Raw genomic sequence first — 14,051 nt, 5'->3', positions numbered from 1 at the left:
AGATCGCGACATGGCATGTCACCTAATAGTGGATAGCGCCATGAAATTTCGGTGCCCTAGCTGTGGTTTTATCGCAGACAACCTTCCGCCAAGTCATAAGTGTCCTAAATGCGACGAATTTTCCCACGATTGGCTGATTTATGATTGGGAAAGCTTTGCTTTAGCCAAACGCCGACATATTAGATATAACTTTTTAATAATTGGCTTGGTTTTGATTAATTTACTTGTCGCGATCATTTTGAAATCAACAGATGCATTTCAATGGTTGTTCAACTTGTTGTTTATCCCAGCAATGATCAGTTTGTTCTATTGCCGAAAGCAGCTTAGAAGGAAGTCGGAGTATGAAGGGCATAGAGGCGGGGCTATGCTTCCTTGGTTTATCGGTTTCGGGGGGCTCTAACGCGGCTAACAAGTCGTATATGGACTCTCCCCACAAGTGGTGAGTAATGCCTTCCAACCCTGTCGTCAGGGCGATTGCATTCGTATATCTGGCCGGTGTTGGACTTGCTCGCCCTAGCCACTCCGTAGTTCGCGTAACGGGGCCAGTCGTTCATGGACGATGGAAGGTAGCTTCCAGCAGTGAACGACCGTAAAGGGTTGAATCCACAGTTGAAAACTGCCTTTCTGACAGGCTGCTTTCGGCTAGGAGCAGACCTACGGAATAATGTGCTGAACTCTGCACCACCCAGGCTACAAATGCGAGAAAGCCATGGAACCTAATTCAACGCCTGACCCGGACGAAACGGCTGGACAACTGATGGCACGTCGAGAGGCGATGCAAGCTGAGGCTGCATCGTTACTTGGACAGATGCTCTTCGCGTTCTCGTCCGTCGATGTGAGTTTAGGGCTCTGCTTGGCGTGGTTGGACAACGGCACAAAGTTGGAAACCTTATCGAAATCGATCGAAGGGCAGAACATCCATACGAAGCTCGAAACGCTTTCGACCCGAGTCGCAGAGAGGTTACCGGCTGGCTCCAAACACCGTGCGGCCTATGAACGCTGGATTGAGCGTGTGCATGCCGCTCGGTTTCGGCGCAATGAGATGGTCCACGGTCGATGGGGCGTCGATACGCACCGTCACAAGGTCGTCAATGTCATTGGACTTCCCTCCGGTACGCAGCGATGCGTTGAATACAGCCTTGCGGAGTTGGCCGCGTTCAACAAAGAGTTGTGTGCATTAGAGCGAGAGCTAGCCAGACTACGAGCACACTGGCCCCTCTAGGCGGCTCGTCTGAAAGAGGCGGAATCACCGAGTTCAATGTCTAGCGAAAACAGAGGATCCGGCACCAGCACGGACACGTTAGCCACCGCCGAGTCGACAGGCTTTCTCAACGTCTGCTATCGGGATACAGCTACTTCCGCTTTGGGTCGACTGTTGCCTGATGCAACCGGCAGTCATTGGCTGATTACTGTCTTTCGTGGATGCCCCCTTGGGGCCAGAGCTTGTAAGAAACTCCTGAGAGTTAATCTTGAAGGCCGGACGTGCTGTCCACGCAGATGAATCAGGCAGGTGCCAAAGTAAACATGGGACATCGAGTGGTTACATCAACGGGCGAGCTGGCGATACGTCAGATCTCAGCGCTTCCTCCGGAAATCCTGGTACTGGAAGCGGAGGCTGTTGCAGAAGGTTTCAGGTTTCTCACGCGCTTGGTTGCGGATTGGGAAAACGGGTCCAATCGATTCGATCAACCAGGTGAATGCCTTTTGGGAGCCTTGCGCGACGGGCAACTGATTGCCATCGGTGGTCTTTCATATGATCCATATGCCGGGCCGGACATCGGCAGGCTACGGAGGGTATACGTCGCGCGTGCAGCAAGGGGGCAGAATGTGGGCAAGGCCCTGGTGCAGCAGCTTTTGGCCTATGCGGCTCAGCGATTCCGTGTCGTGCGCCTATCCACGGATACCCCGGAGGGCGCCGCATTCTACCTGCGCTGCGGGTTCCAACCGATACAAGATGATTTTGCTACTCATGTGAAGTCATTAGCCGATGCCACGTAGCCAGCTCATTGAAGGGCAGATGCTTGGCATAGCCGGTCAACGGCGAAGAGTGAAGGCTTTGCAGACTTGCAAAGCCTTGCTGCAGAGGCCATCAGCGCGAAACGGCCATCCAGCCCGCACACCCTGTCATTACCCCAGCTGAGGTTCTGTTCAGACGCTTCATTGCCTTCGGAGATCGTATGGCGTTCTTGATACGTGATGCAGTAACGAGGTACGCCAATTGGACGGTGAGATCGATGCCAATTCCGAGCGCGGTAATAAGGATGACTTCTGGCCAGGACAGCGCCGTCAGATCGAATGCATGAGGCAACACCGCGCCGAAAAAAACCACGGCCTTTGGATTGCTCAGCGTCAGCACAGCGCCTGCAAGCAGACCCCGGCCTGCCGAGCGCTTTGGAGGGGCTTGAAGGTGCTCGGTGTTCTTCGACCACAAGTTCCATGCGATGAACAGGATAAAGGCGACACCCAGCCATTTCACGGCAATGAACACCTGCTCGAACTGCAGCGCCAGTGCCGCAAGACCGAGGGTGGCGACCACCAGCCAGACAGCATTGCCCAGCACCATGCCTGCGATGAAGGGCAGCGTAGCCCTTGCGCCGCGTGACACCACTTGCCCTAGCAGGGCTCCCTGAGCGGGGCCGGGGATTGCTGCCGCAATCGCGAATGGCACGACAAAAAACCAGAGCGAAGAAGTAGCGCTCATGGGTGAAGCCTCCCTGTTGTCTTGGTATATCGAACGACATGTTCGCACTGGGTGAGCAGGGAAAACACTAAGGTCGTTTGCTTCCCATGCAGGGGCAAGGCACGCCGTTGTGGATGCCTGCTTTGAGTCCAGAGTGGGTAAGAACCTAAGTCGAGGTGCATGACATCCCGCTAGCAAGCTGGGCCAACCGCCGGAACGCACGGACGAACATAGTAATTGTCGAATTCACCGCTTTCGATGAATTGGAAACCATGGCGGGTATAAAAACGATTCGAAGCGCTTTCTTTGAGAGCACCCACTCTAATAGGGAGCCCAGCCACATCCGCCTCTTTGAAAATCTGAGCGAGAACAGCAGAGCCTATCCCTGATCCTTGCGCGCTCGGTCTCACATACAAGTGGTCGAGCAAGAGTTCATTGTGCTGATGCTTGACCACGACAAAACCAACCCTCTCTCCAGATACCTCGATGTAGCGGGTATTGCGGGCTTCAAAGCCGCTAAGAAAGCGTTCGCGTGCGCGTACTGGATCAAATCGTCTAACCCGCTCGAGGCTTTCGCGCATGGCCTCGATTCGAATGGCTACAAGATTGTCCAAGTCGCTTTGTTGAGCCGGGACCAAAATGACCTGGGAACTTTTATCCGGTGTGACGGGCATCATTTGCGCTCTGACTCTCATCCTGGGCAGCGAGTATAGAGAGAATAGAAACAAGCGGCCCACCCGCTTTTTCTGTCGAGGCCAACAGGCGAAAGCAGCCACCCGACCGATAGTGAAATCAAACCGGGCTTGCAACGCACCGAGCATCGCCCGATCCCAGTCCATCAATGGAACGGAAAGATGTAGTTCATCCAGGCTGCCATGCGCAGGAGGATCTTGCGCATGATCGCCACATGGTGGAAGTGCTGGCTATAGAGCGCCGCCTGGCCATAGGCGCCGCCGGGCATGAGTTTGGCATAGGGCAGGTAGTCCGGGTCGGTGATTTCAATGACCACCGGCACTCGCCCCGGCGGCGGTGAGCCGGTGTAGCTGATCAGGGTGCCGGAAGGCTGTATCTGTCCTTCGCCGATCACCGTGATGACATTCTTGACCCGGCCCTTGAATACCTTGCCGGGGATACCGTCGAACGCCACTTCCGCCTCGTCCCCAGGGACCAGGCGCAGCAGGCTGTTCTGGCGCATCCAGGCCGCGAAATACTGGCCTTCGTCCGGAACGAACACCATCGACGGCCGCAGCGGCAGCTTGCTTGCCATCATCCCCGGGCGCAGCGACACATGGGTGACGAAACCTTTGCTCGGGGCGCGGACCACGGTGTTGTCCAGTTCGAACTGGGCGTTGTCGATCTGTGCCTGCAGGTCGTCCACCTTGGCAATCGCGGCTTCCTGCTCGCGGCGGGTGCCGAAGTTGCGCTTGATCAACTCGTTGATCCGGTACAGGTCGCCCCGCGCCGCCACCTGCTGGGCCTTGAGGGACTTGAGCCGGTTCTCGAACGGCTCGGGGTCGATGCGAAACAGCACATCGCCGGGCTCCAGCATCTTGTTGCCTTGCACCGGCACCTCGATCACCTTGCCGGTGACCACCGGGATCACCGGCACCGAGACGAAGTAGGAGCGCGCCACTTCCGAATAGGGGTGGTTGTAGTTCATCAGGAAAATCAGCGCGCCGATCAACACCACGCCGCCCAGCACGGCGGTGGGCACCGTCCATTTGTTCAGCGGGATACGGAAGATCTTGAAGATGGCCACGCAGATGGCGCTGTAGGTCAGGATCAGTAACAGGTCCATGGGTCACATCTTCCTTTCCGGGTGGGCCCCGGCCTGGGATTGTCCCTCCAGTCGCTCGACCCGCTGGCGCAGCTCGGCCAGCTCTTGCGCCAGGCTCTGTTCGCCATGCGGCTGCGGCTTGCCGGTGGCAAACCCCCAACCCCGATCCTCGCGGTACAACATGGCCCAGATCCACAGGAACGGCCACAGCGCATGGAGGGTGAACAGGCTGACCCAGCCGGCCGCGTGAATCGCGTCCTGGTGTGGATGGTTCCGATGGACGGCAATTTCGTAGGGAATATCGTGCAGGACGATGATTCCGTAGAACAGGACTATCCCGGCGAAGATAAGAATGCCCAGCGCAATCTGATCGAGCATGATTCGCCTCCCGGAAGCCTTCAGCTCGCACGCAACCGCTTATGAAGCACCTTGATCGGCCACGGCCATCCGACTGTCCGATGGCACGGGCCTTACGCAATCCATACTAGTTCAAGTTCATTCATCTGCCTGGCTGCCCTCCAGGGCGCGCGCGGCCTTGAACCTGGAAAGCTGCGCTCGTGCGGGCAGCGGTTTATGATCCCTGCCTGTCGTCCATCGTTGCGAGCCCGATCATGCCTTTTGAACTGGACCTTCCCGAAATCCGCGCTGGCATCCTTGAGTTTCCGGTCTGGCATGCGCGCGGTGGTACGTCCACCGGCCTGATCCTGGCTCGTGAGACCCTGCCCGAGGACCAGGCACTGGTCGAGGAACTGCTGCGGCACTTGATGGGTGTGCCGCTGAGTGGCGACCTGCCGGGCAATAACCAGATCACCGGGCTGGGCCGTGGCGGGCCTACCAGCAACAAGGTGTTCATTGCCGAGCGGCGGCCGGGCGAGTCGCGTCTGGTCAGCACCCTGGCGCAGCTGGCGGCGGGTAAAAGCACGATCGACTGGAGCGTCAATTGCGGCAACATGTCGGCGGCCTTGCCCTTGTACGCCCTGGAGCGTGGCTGGCTGAGCCCGGACCAGGACAGCGCGCAGATCGAGATCTTCAACAGCAACACCCAGACCACCATGCTTGCGCGCCTGGCGTTCCGCGACGGTCGCCTGCTGAGCGATACGCGGATTCCCGGGGTCAATGGCGTGTTCCCCGGGGTCGACCTGTTTCTCAGCGACCCGGTGGGGGCCAAGACTGGCCAGCTGTTTCCCACCGGGCAGCGTATCGACCTGCTCGACGGCGTGCGCGCCACCTGCCTCGATGTGGCGGTGCCGATGGTCATTGTCCAGGCTGCGGACCTGGGCAAGACCGGCCTGGAAACTCCGGCGCAGCTGGACGCCGATGGCGAATTCAAGGCGCGGCTGATCGGCCTGATGGTGCAGGGCGGCCTGCGCATGCAATTGCGCAACCGCAGCGGCGCCCTGATGAGCGCCGAGGAACTGCAGCGCAGCGAAACCCTGCCGAAGATCTGCATCGTCAGCCCGGCCCAGGGCACGGGCGATATCAATACCCGTTATTTCACCCCGCAGAATGCCCATCCTTCATTGGCCGTCTCCGGTGGCTGCTGCCTGGCCGCCGCCTGCCTGGCGCAAGGCACCGTGGCCCATGAGTTGCTCAAGACGCCCAAGCCGCTGAGCGCCACCACGGCGGAATACCCGGTGTCGATCGAAAATCCGGCAGGGGTGCTGGACACCTTGATCACCGCGCGCGAGGAGGGCGGTTCGATGCGCATCGACGCGGCCGCCTACCGACGCAGCGCGCAGATCCTGCTCAAGGGCCGGGTGCCGCTGTACAACGCCTCGGCGGCGTTGTTCGAGGCGTTGAAAGGGCGGGGCTGAATCCCGTATCCGGCAATCGCAGACGTGCGGCTCAACCCACTGAACGGTATTCGCTGGGAGCGACCCCGAACTCACGGCGAAAGGCCCGGCTGAAGGCCGCTTCCGATTCATAACCCAGTTGTTCGGCGATCTGCGAAATGCGCAGGCTGGAGGTCTGCAGGCGTTGACCGGCCAGTTGCATGCGCCAGTGCATCAGGTAGCGCATCGGCGATTGGCCCACCAGCTGGGTGAAACGTTGCGCCAGGTTGGAGCGCGACTGGTTGACCAGGCCGGCCAGGCGCTCGACGCTCCACGCCGCGCCCGGTTCGGCGTGCAGCAGCGCCAGCGCCTGGCCGATCAGCGGGTCGCGCAGGGCGGCGATCCAGCCGCCGATGCCTTGCGGGGCGTGGGCCAGCCAATGGCGCACGGCCCAGATAAACATCAGGTCGATGATCCGCGACAGCATGATGCGGCTGCCGATCGAGGGGTTCTGCACTTCCTTCTGCATCGCCGCCACCGTCAGCGACAGCCATTCACGGGAGCCGATCAGGTCGTTCGGGTCCTCGCCCTGGCAGCTGACTTGCAGCACCCCGGGCAAGCCCTGGATCAAGGCCTGGCCGCATCCGCCCTCGAACTGAAAGACCCCGCTGGTGATGCGCGCCGGCAGGTCCGGGCTGGCATCCGCAGCGCTGTGCAGTTGATGAGCCTGGCCGTGGGGCACGAACAGGATGTCCCCGGGCACCAGCCGGGTGGTTTCGTTAGTGCCGTTGAGCCTGAGCTGGCAGCCGGCGTCCTGGATCACATGGAAACAGGCGCCGCCCGCCGCTCGCTGCAGCACCTGGCCGGGTTGCAGGAGCGTCTCGCCCAGCAGTTCGCCACGCATCCGGGCCAGGCTGAACACTTCGAAAAACACATCGGCGGCCGGGTGCCTGAGGTCGGATGGCGAAGCGGGTGGGGTCAGGTGTCTCTGCACAGTCTTCGGCTTCTCGGTCATGGTCGGTCGGCACCGTCCCCTTCGATAATGAGCGCGCCCGAGCATAAGCCAGCACGGGGGAGGGCGTCTCCTGCCTTGTTGCCCGACGAGCGACCTTCCTGCAGTGCCCCGGGCCGGCAGTACCGCCGCCAGCGGCGAGCGGTCTTTATCCAGACAGAGGATTCAAGCTCATGAGTGATCAGCCTACGATTGTGTTGGTGCACGGTTTTTGGGGCGATGCGGCCCATTGGAGCAAGGTGATCATCGAGTTGGCGCGCAAGGGCTACAGCGCAATCCGCGCGGTGGAAATGCCCTTGACGTCGCTGGCCGATGACGTCGAGCGTACCCGCAGGATGATTGCCCAGGTCGATGGCCCGGTGTTGCTGGTGGGGCACTCCTACGGCGGCGCGGTGATTACCGAAGTGGGCGACCAGCCCAACGTGGTCGGGCTGGTGTACATCGCGGCCTTCGCCCCGGATGCCGGCGAAAGCCCGGGCGCGATTACCCAGCAGCAACTGCCCGCGGCGGCGGCCAACCTCGAGCCGGACAGCGATGGCTACCTGTGGCTCAAGCCGCAGGCCTTCCATGAAAGCTTCTGCCAGGACCTGGGCGCCGACGAAGCGCTGGTCATGGCGGTGACCCAGAAGGCGCCGCTGGCCAGCACCTTCGGCGATACCATCAGCGCGCCGGCCTGGAAGAACAAGCCGTCCTGGTACCAGATATCCAGCGACGACCGCATGATCCATCCGCGCAACCAGCAAATGATGGCCGCCCGGCTCAACCCCCGAAAGACCCTCACCCTGGCCAGCTCCCATGCCTCGCTGGCCTCGCGGGCGGCAGAGGTCGCGGCCTTTATCGACGAGGCGGCCAGCGCCACCGCCAAGGGCTGACAAGACTGCGCCTCAGGCCCCGCTCAGGAGCGGGGCCTGTTCGGCTCACAGATCCAGGTCGACCCACACCGCCGCGTGATCCGAGCCGGCGTTTTCCTTCTTGTCCAGCTGCGGGTAGACCTCCCAGCGCTTGGGCTTGCTGCCCGGCCACATGCCCTTGCGCCATACGCCGCCGGCGGTGACGGTGGCGAACAGCGCGGGCGACAGCAGCAGGTAGTCGATCTTGTTCGCCGCCTTGCAGGTGTCGAAGGTGCCGGGGTAACCGCCATCATCGAAGGCCGGATGGACAAAGGCATCCTTCAGGTCGGTGCCCTTGAGCAAGGGCTCCAGCGGCGCGCTGTCCGGGGTGTCGTTGAAGTCGCCGACCACCGCGATATAGGCCTCGCCCTGGGCCACCAGCTCCTGGTAGATAAGCTTGATCCGCTCGGCCTGGGCCAGGCGCTTTTTCGCCGAAGCGGCGAGGCTGCCGAAGCCTTTGCTCTTCAGATGGTTGACCAGCACGATCAGCCGTTTACCGTTGGGCAATGGGATCTGGAACTGCGCGCAATCGCGGGAAAAGATCAGCTCGCCGTTGGCCGCGGTGTCGTCGACATGGCTGCGCAGCTGGCCGATGGGGTAGCCCTCGGCGGTCATCAGGCCGACGTCGATGCCCCGCGTATCGTTGCCGTCGATCAGCATCACATGCCGGTACAGCGGGCCGCCCAGGGCGCCGATGATTTCCGTATTGAAGTCGCGCAGGGCCGGGCGGCTTTCCGCCTCGACCACCGCCAGCACATCGGCTTGCAGGTCGATCATCACCCGCGCGGTATTGCGCATGGCTTCCAGGTCCACCGGGGCCTCGATCAGCTCCAGCGAGCCGACCCACTCGGTGCGGCCGTTGGCGACAATCTCCAGGCCCCCGGCCTTGGGCCGCTTGACCAGGCTGCCGCGGTTCTGCCGCAGGATCACAAAGGGGCCCTTGTCCGACTTGCTCAGCCCCAGCTCGGTCAGCAGCTTGACCATCTGCGCCTTGTCCTGGTCCGTGTAGAGGGGCTCGCCCAGCAGCTGGTTGAGCCGGGCGAAACTCTCCAGCACCGGCTTGCCCTCGGCCCAGCCTTCCAGGTTCATGGCCTTGGCGCGGTTGAACAGGTTTTCAACGTTGTAGGACGCGAGTCTCATCGTGCTCCTCCTGTGAGTGGGGCGGACGTCAAAGAGCATTACAACCGATAAAAATGACCGAATGCCGACAGGCTGGGCAGCGCCTTGGCGAGCCTGGGTCTGGCGCCGGGATTTGCCGGAGGCGCCGCGCAGCTGCCAGACTTGCCGCTCTTGTCACCTTCCGCGGAGCGCTTGCATGGCTGGCCCTTTCCTTCAGTCGCCCTTCCTGTCTACAACGCATCTGGGCGTTGCGCTCAGGCGCTGGCGCCTGTTGCATCGGGTCAAGCAGCAACACGCGGCGCAGCTGTTCAATGTCGCCCAGTCGACCATTTCCCGTTGGGAAAGCGGGGCGCAGGCCATGGAGCCGGCCGAACAGGCGCGGCTCGAGCAACTGTTGGCGGCGCGCCTGCAGCCAGGGGCCGACCAGGCCCTGGCGCGGCTGGTCAACGACAGCCCGCGGCCGGTGCACCTGGTGTGCGACCTGACCCACCGCCTGCTGGCCTGTTCCCCGGCGCGGGCGGCGCAGTTCTCGGTGCCGGTCAGCGAGTTGCTGGGAGAGTCGCTGTGGGGCTTTTCCACGGCCGAGATCGTCAGCCAGGAGGCGGCGCTGGACGATCTGGGCTGGCGCAGCATGCTGGCGCCACCGTCCCTGGAGTTCGTCAGCGGGGCCAACGATTCCGCCATCGTGCCGATCCGCCAGAGCCTCTGCCGCTGGACCCGCCTGACCCTGTCCGACGGCACGGCGGCGCGCCTGGTGGAAACCCTCTGAGGGCGATCCAGGGCAGGGCGCGGATATTTTATCCGTGGACCGACGGCGATCCGCTGCCTAACCTTGTGCTTCCGAAAATCACTGGCCGGGCTGTCGTGCCTGTGCCCAGCAGCAGGAAGCGGCGTGATGACTGACCAAACCCTCAAAGGCAAACTGGCGTTCCTGCGCGAAGCGGGGCGACTCAAGGATGTGCTGCGCAGTGCCCATACCTCCGGCGGCCGCCAGGAAAGCACCGCCGAACACAGCTGGCGCCTGTGCCTGATGGTGCTGACCTTCGAGCAGGAACTGGCCGGCCTGGACCTGCTGAAACTGCTCAAGCTGTGTGTGATCCATGACCTGGGCGAGGCGATCCATGGCGATATCCCGGCGGTCAGCCAGGCGGCCCATCCGCACAAGAGCGAGCAGGAGCGCGCGGACCTGTTGCAGCTGACCCGTAGCCTGGAACCCTCGCTGCGCGAGAGCTTGCTTGGGCTGTGGGAAGAATATGAAGCCGCCAGCACGCAAGAGGCGCGGGCGGTCAAGGCGCTGGACAAGCTGGAAACCCTGCTGCAACACAATCAGGGCCAGAACCCGGACGATTTCGACTACGGTTTCAACCTGGGTTACGGTCGCCGCTACACCAGCGCCAGCCCCTTGTTCCAGACGCTGCGCGAGCTGGTCGACGAGGACACCCGGCGCCACCTTCGGCAACAGGCAGCGACCGATGCCTGAGGCAGGCGGGCGCCAAACATCTTTGTATATTTCAACGAGGCAAAATGACTATTCAGATCCGCAATGAACGACCCGCCGACATCCCGGCCATCGCCGCCGTGACCCGCGAAGCTTTCCTCACCGAGGAACACTCGAGCCATACCGAGCACTACATCGTCAACGCCCTGCGCGAGGCGGGAGTCCTCACCCTATCGCTGGTCGCCGAGCGCGAGGGCGTGGTGATCGGCCATGCCTCCATATCGCCGGTGACCCTGAGCCAGGGCGAAAGCGCCTGGTACGGCCTGGCACCGGTCTCGGTGCTGCCGGCGTATCAGGGGCAGGGCATCGGCTCGCGACTGATCCGCCAACTGCTGGAGCAACTCCAGGCCCTGGGCGCCGCGGGGTGCGTGGTGCTGGGTGACCCCGGCTACTACGGCCGCTTCGGCTTCAAGGCCCGGGACGAGCTGGTGCTGCCGGGTGTGCCAGCCGAATATTTCCAGGCGTTGTCCTTCGACGGCAGCAGCCCGCGGGGCGAAGTCCGCTTCCATGATGGGTTTGACGCCCAAGGCTAAAGGCTGGGGCTTAGAAGGTCGGCGGGGTAATCACCCAGATCACCAGCGCATCGACCTCGCCGGGATTGCCATAACGGTGGGGTTCCTGGCTGGAGAAGCTGAAGCTGTCGCCTTCGTTGAGCTGGAAGTAGCGCTCGCCGACCCACAGCTCGAAGCTCCCGGACAGCAGATAACCGGCTTCCTCGCCCTCATGGCTGTAGCTTTGCTGGCTGTAGGTGCCGGGCGGAAAACGCGAGTGGAGGATTTCCAGCTGGCGGTTGGGCTGCGGGCTCAGCAACTGGTCGACGATACCGTCTTCGTAATGCACGCTCAGGCGGCTGTTCTTGCGCACCACATAGCCGCTGTCTTCAGGCGCGGTGCTGGCTTCGCTGGCGAAGAACCACTGGATGGTCACGCCCAGGCTGCGGGCGATATTGAACAGCGCGGGAATGGACGGGTAGGCCAGGTTGCGTTCCAGCTGGCTGATATAACCGGCGGTCAGTTCGCTCATCTGGGCCAGGGTGGCCAGGGTCATGCCGCGGCGCTTGCGCAGGCCGCGAATCCGCGTCCCGAGAAAGTGTGGCGCTGCCGCGCCGCTCGCTGGCGTGGGCGCGCTGCTGGCAGGCGGCGTCGTGCTGCTGTTGCTCATGGCGTGTTCCGAACCGGGAAGAGGGGGCACGTCGCTGCGCCCGCCTGAAGGCCTCGGAGTATAAACAGGCTCAAAGCTGCCAGGCGACCTTCAAGCCTTCATAAATCGCTTCCTCGACGGTGCGCGGCGCCAGGCAGTCGCCGATGCGCTGGAATTCCACCAGCCCTTGCAGCTCGGTGGCCAGGCTATCCACTGGCTGATGGCCCTGGCAGAGCACCAGGCTATCGACGTTCTCCAGCAGCATCGGCTCGCCGCTGGCGGTGTGTTGCAGGTAGAGGGTGTTGTCGTCGCAACCGTAGAGCCGGGCATAGGGCGTGATGGCGATGCCCAGTCGATGCAGTTCCCCCGCCAGTTGATCGCGCACGTAGAGCGGCAGGTTTTCCCCGCAGTGGGTGCCGTTGACCGCCAGCTGCACCTGATGCCCGGCGCGTGTCAGGCGTTCGGCGATGCCGGGGCCGATCCAGTCGCAGCGCCAATCGACCACCACCACCGAGCGCCCGAGTTGCACCTCGTCGCGCAGCACCTGCCAGGCGTCCACCACCTGCAATTCACCGCCGCGCTCGAAGGCTGGCCAATAAGGTTCGGCCCCGGTGGCGATGATCACCACATCCGGCCGCTCGCGCTCCACCAGGGCGCGGTCGACGCGGGTGTTGCGCACCACGCGCACGCCGGCCAGTTCCATCTCCCGCTGCAGGTTGGTGCTGGCGCCGCCGAACTCGCTGCGGCGCGGCAGCAGTTGCGCCAGCAGCACCTGGCCACCCAATTGCGCGCTGGCCTCATACAGGGTCACCTCATGCCCACGCTGCGCGGCCACCGCCGCGGCTTTCATCCCGGCCGGGCCGCCGCCGGCGATCATCACCCGACGCGGCTTGAGGGTCGGTTGCAGGCGGCCGAACTGCAGCTCACGCCCGGTTTCCGGATGCTGGATGCAGGAGATCGGCAGCCCCTTGTGAAAGTGCCCGATGCACGCCTGGTTGCAGGCGATACAGGCGCGCACGTCTTCGGCGCGCCCGGTCTCGGTCTTGTTCGGCATCTGTGGATCGCAGATCAGCGCGCGGGTCATGCCGCACACATCCGCCTGGCCGCGGGCGAGGATCAGTTCGGCTTCCTGGGGCTGGTTGATGCGTCCGGTGACGAACAGCGGAATCTTCAGGCTGGCCTTGAAGGTCCCGGCTTCCCTGGCCAGGTAGGCGGCCTCGATGGCCATCGGCGGCACGATGTGCACGGCGCCGCCGAGGGACGCCGAGGTGCCCGCGACTATATGCACGTAGTCCAGTTGCGCTTGCATGGCTTGCACGGCCGCCAGGGACTCGTCCTCGGTCAGGCCCTCGGGGTCGCGCTCGTCGGCGCTGATGCGCAGGCCGATGATGAACTGTTCGTCGGTACTGGCCCGGACCGCCGCGATGACTTCGCGCAGAAAGCGCAGGCGCTGCTGCAGGTCGCCGTTGTATTCGTCGCTGCGCCGGTTGACCCGCGGGTTGAGGAACTGCACCGGCAGATAACCATGGCTGGCGACCACTTCCACGCCATCCAGCCCTGCCTGGTGCAGGCGCCGCGCAGCCGCTGCGTAACCCTCGACTATCTCGTCGATCATGCCCTGGTCCAGGGCGCGGGGCATGACCCTGAAGCGTTCGTTGGGCACCGCCGAAGGGGCATAGGCGACCGCCAGCAGGCCGTCGCTGGACTCCATGATTTCCCGCCCGGGGTGAAAGATCTGCGACAGCACCAGGGTGCCGTGGGCGTGACAGGTCTGCGCGAGCTGCCGATAGCCGTCGATGCAGGCGTCGTCGGTGGCCATCAGCACATGGGAGGTGTAGCGCGCACTGTCGTGGACCCCGGCCACCTGCAGCACGATCAGCCCGACACCGCCTTCGGCCCGGGCCCGGTGATAGGCGATCAGTTGTTCATTGACCAGATTGTCGGTAGGCATCGAGGTGTCGTGACCACTGGACATGATGCGGTTCTTCAGGCGCTTGCCACGCAGCTGCAATGGCTCGAAAAGATGGGCGAAAGCAGGGCTTGAGATCGACATGCAGGTGCTCCAGCGGGGCCGCGGCCAAGAGGTGTGGCGTTATTGTTTTGCCCTATAGAAATTTACCCAAAGTAAAAAATCAACTTGTTTTTTTACTTGGCGTTGCAGTA

The 14,051-nt window shown here is 62.6% G+C and carries 15 protein-coding genes; 7 read left to right on the top strand and 8 right to left on the bottom strand.

The genetic code is table 11. The features are described from left to right. Window positions 1-709: 709 nt before the first annotated feature. Window positions 710-1,222 (top strand): hypothetical protein, encoded by a 513-nt coding sequence (locus ACTJKT_RS12680; RefSeq protein ID WP_440787321.1) that lies wholly within the window; start codon window positions 710-712, stop codon window positions 1,220-1,222. A 314-nt stretch (window positions 1,223-1,536) separates the two neighbouring features. Next, window positions 1,537-1,998, top strand: coding sequence for a GNAT family N-acetyltransferase (locus ACTJKT_RS12675; RefSeq protein ID WP_440787475.1), 462 nt, complete (start codon window positions 1,537-1,539; stop codon window positions 1,996-1,998). 91 nt (window positions 1,999-2,089) lie between these two features. On the opposite strand, the gene ACTJKT_RS12670 is transcribed toward ACTJKT_RS12675, so the two are convergent. The 4 genes from ACTJKT_RS12670 to ACTJKT_RS12655 all read right to left on the bottom strand — a co-directional run bounded on the left by ACTJKT_RS12670 (window position 2,090) and on the right by ACTJKT_RS12655 (window position 4,835). Then, window positions 2,090-2,701 carry a LysE family translocator gene (locus ACTJKT_RS12670; RefSeq protein WP_097303145.1) on the bottom strand — a complete coding sequence of 204 codons (612 nt, stop codon included), beginning with the start codon at window positions 2,699-2,701 and terminating at the stop codon, window positions 2,090-2,092. Between the two features lie 170 nt (window positions 2,702-2,871). After that, window positions 2,872-3,354: a GNAT family N-acetyltransferase gene (locus ACTJKT_RS12665; RefSeq protein ID WP_440787474.1), complete on the bottom strand. Its 483-nt coding sequence runs from the start codon at window positions 3,352-3,354 to the stop codon at window positions 2,872-2,874. 164 nt (window positions 3,355-3,518) lie between these two features. Beyond that, window positions 3,519-4,478: an HlyD family secretion protein gene (locus ACTJKT_RS12660; RefSeq protein WP_025809307.1), complete on the bottom strand. Its 960-nt coding sequence runs from the start codon at window positions 4,476-4,478 to the stop codon at window positions 3,519-3,521. Between the two features lie 3 nt (window positions 4,479-4,481). After that, window positions 4,482-4,835, bottom strand: coding sequence for a DUF3302 domain-containing protein (locus ACTJKT_RS12655; RefSeq protein WP_440787320.1), 354 nt, complete (start codon window positions 4,833-4,835; stop codon window positions 4,482-4,484). Between the two features lie 233 nt (window positions 4,836-5,068). Here ACTJKT_RS12655 and ACTJKT_RS12650 point away from each other — a divergent pair, with 233 nt between their 5' ends. Continuing rightward, a complete protein-coding gene (locus tag ACTJKT_RS12650; protein ID WP_440787319.1) occupies window positions 5,069-6,271 on the top strand; it encodes a PrpF domain-containing protein in 1,203 nt (400 codons plus the stop codon). Between the two features lie 31 nt (window positions 6,272-6,302). Here ACTJKT_RS12650 and ACTJKT_RS12645 read toward each other — a convergent pair whose 3' ends face one another. Beyond that, window positions 6,303-7,244 (bottom strand): AraC family transcriptional regulator, encoded by a 942-nt coding sequence (locus tag ACTJKT_RS12645; protein ID WP_440787318.1) that lies wholly within the window; start codon window positions 7,242-7,244, stop codon window positions 6,303-6,305. A 170-nt stretch (window positions 7,245-7,414) separates the two neighbouring features. Here ACTJKT_RS12645 and ACTJKT_RS12640 point away from each other — a divergent pair, with 170 nt between their 5' ends. Next, complete coding sequence (locus ACTJKT_RS12640) at window positions 7,415-8,113, top strand: alpha/beta hydrolase (RefSeq protein WP_440787317.1); 699 nt, start codon at window positions 7,415-7,417, stop codon at window positions 8,111-8,113. Window positions 8,114-8,158: 45 nt separating this feature from the next. On the opposite strand, the gene ACTJKT_RS12635 is transcribed toward ACTJKT_RS12640, so the two are convergent. Next, window positions 8,159-9,271 (bottom strand): endonuclease/exonuclease/phosphatase family protein, encoded by a 1,113-nt coding sequence (locus ACTJKT_RS12635; protein ID WP_440787316.1) that lies wholly within the window; start codon window positions 9,269-9,271, stop codon window positions 8,159-8,161. A 175-nt stretch (window positions 9,272-9,446) separates the two neighbouring features. Here ACTJKT_RS12635 and ACTJKT_RS12630 point away from each other — a divergent pair, with 175 nt between their 5' ends. The 3 genes from ACTJKT_RS12630 to ACTJKT_RS12620 all read left to right on the top strand — a co-directional run bounded on the left by ACTJKT_RS12630 (window position 9,447) and on the right by ACTJKT_RS12620 (window position 11,281). Next, window positions 9,447-10,019, top strand: a complete 573-nt coding sequence (locus tag ACTJKT_RS12630) for a helix-turn-helix domain-containing protein (protein ID WP_440787315.1) — start codon at window positions 9,447-9,449, stop codon at window positions 10,017-10,019. Between the two features lie 126 nt (window positions 10,020-10,145). After that, window positions 10,146-10,730, top strand: a complete 585-nt coding sequence (locus ACTJKT_RS12625; RefSeq protein WP_440787314.1) for an HD domain-containing protein — start codon at window positions 10,146-10,148, stop codon at window positions 10,728-10,730. Window positions 10,731-10,774: 44 nt separating this feature from the next. Next, the gene (locus ACTJKT_RS12620) at window positions 10,775-11,281 is read left to right on the top strand and encodes a GNAT family N-acetyltransferase (protein WP_440787313.1); all 507 of its coding nucleotides are present in this window, start codon (window positions 10,775-10,777) and stop codon (window positions 11,279-11,281) included. Between the two features lie 10 nt (window positions 11,282-11,291). On the opposite strand, the gene ACTJKT_RS12615 is transcribed toward ACTJKT_RS12620, so the two are convergent. Continuing rightward, the gene (locus ACTJKT_RS12615) at window positions 11,292-11,909 is read right to left on the bottom strand and encodes a cupin domain-containing protein (protein ID WP_025809300.1); all 618 of its coding nucleotides are present in this window, start codon (window positions 11,907-11,909) and stop codon (window positions 11,292-11,294) included. A 70-nt stretch (window positions 11,910-11,979) separates the two neighbouring features. Next, window positions 11,980-13,941, bottom strand: coding sequence for an oxidoreductase (locus ACTJKT_RS12610; RefSeq protein ID WP_440787312.1), 1,962 nt, complete (start codon window positions 13,939-13,941; stop codon window positions 11,980-11,982). Between the last annotated feature and the right edge of the window lie 110 nt (window positions 13,942-14,051).

The organism is Pseudomonas sp. 22526 (genome assembly GCF_052044735.1).
Lineage (GTDB): Bacteria > Pseudomonadota > Gammaproteobacteria > Pseudomonadales > Pseudomonadaceae > Aquipseudomonas > Aquipseudomonas piscium.
Note: the sequence above shows the minus strand (reverse complement) of the source record. Positions and strands in the feature narration are given on the sequence as shown.

Excerpts from the sequence above, each read along its gene's own strand:
- ACTJKT_RS12680 (WP_440787321.1), top strand. The coding sequence starts at position 710 with ATGGAACCTAATTCAACGCCTGACCCGGACGAAACGGCTGGACAACTG.
- ACTJKT_RS12670 (WP_097303145.1), bottom strand. The coding sequence starts at position 2,701 with ATGAGCGCTACTTCTTCGCTCTGGTTTTTTGTCGTGCCATTCGCGATT.
- ACTJKT_RS12665 (WP_440787474.1), bottom strand. The coding sequence starts at position 3,354 with ATGCCCGTCACACCGGATAAAAGTTCCCAGGTCATTTTGGTCCCGGCT.
- ACTJKT_RS12660 (WP_025809307.1), bottom strand. The coding sequence starts at position 4,478 with ATGGACCTGTTACTGATCCTGACCTACAGCGCCATCTGCGTGGCCATC.
- ACTJKT_RS12655 (WP_440787320.1), bottom strand. The coding sequence starts at position 4,835 with ATGCTCGATCAGATTGCGCTGGGCATTCTTATCTTCGCCGGGATAGTC.
- ACTJKT_RS12650 (WP_440787319.1), top strand. The coding sequence starts at position 5,069 with ATGCCTTTTGAACTGGACCTTCCCGAAATCCGCGCTGGCATCCTTGAG.
- ACTJKT_RS12645 (WP_440787318.1), bottom strand. The coding sequence starts at position 7,244 with ATGACCGAGAAGCCGAAGACTGTGCAGAGACACCTGACCCCACCCGCT.
- ACTJKT_RS12640 (WP_440787317.1), top strand. The coding sequence starts at position 7,415 with ATGAGTGATCAGCCTACGATTGTGTTGGTGCACGGTTTTTGGGGCGAT.
- ACTJKT_RS12635 (WP_440787316.1), bottom strand. The coding sequence starts at position 9,271 with ATGAGACTCGCGTCCTACAACGTTGAAAACCTGTTCAACCGCGCCAAG.
- ACTJKT_RS12630 (WP_440787315.1), top strand. The coding sequence starts at position 9,447 with ATGGCTGGCCCTTTCCTTCAGTCGCCCTTCCTGTCTACAACGCATCTG.
- ACTJKT_RS12625 (WP_440787314.1), top strand. The coding sequence starts at position 10,146 with ATGACTGACCAAACCCTCAAAGGCAAACTGGCGTTCCTGCGCGAAGCG.
- ACTJKT_RS12620 (WP_440787313.1), top strand. The coding sequence starts at position 10,775 with ATGACTATTCAGATCCGCAATGAACGACCCGCCGACATCCCGGCCATC.
- ACTJKT_RS12615 (WP_025809300.1), bottom strand. The coding sequence starts at position 11,909 with ATGAGCAACAGCAGCACGACGCCGCCTGCCAGCAGCGCGCCCACGCCA.
- ACTJKT_RS12610 (WP_440787312.1), bottom strand. The coding sequence starts at position 13,941 with ATGTCGATCTCAAGCCCTGCTTTCGCCCATCTTTTCGAGCCATTGCAG.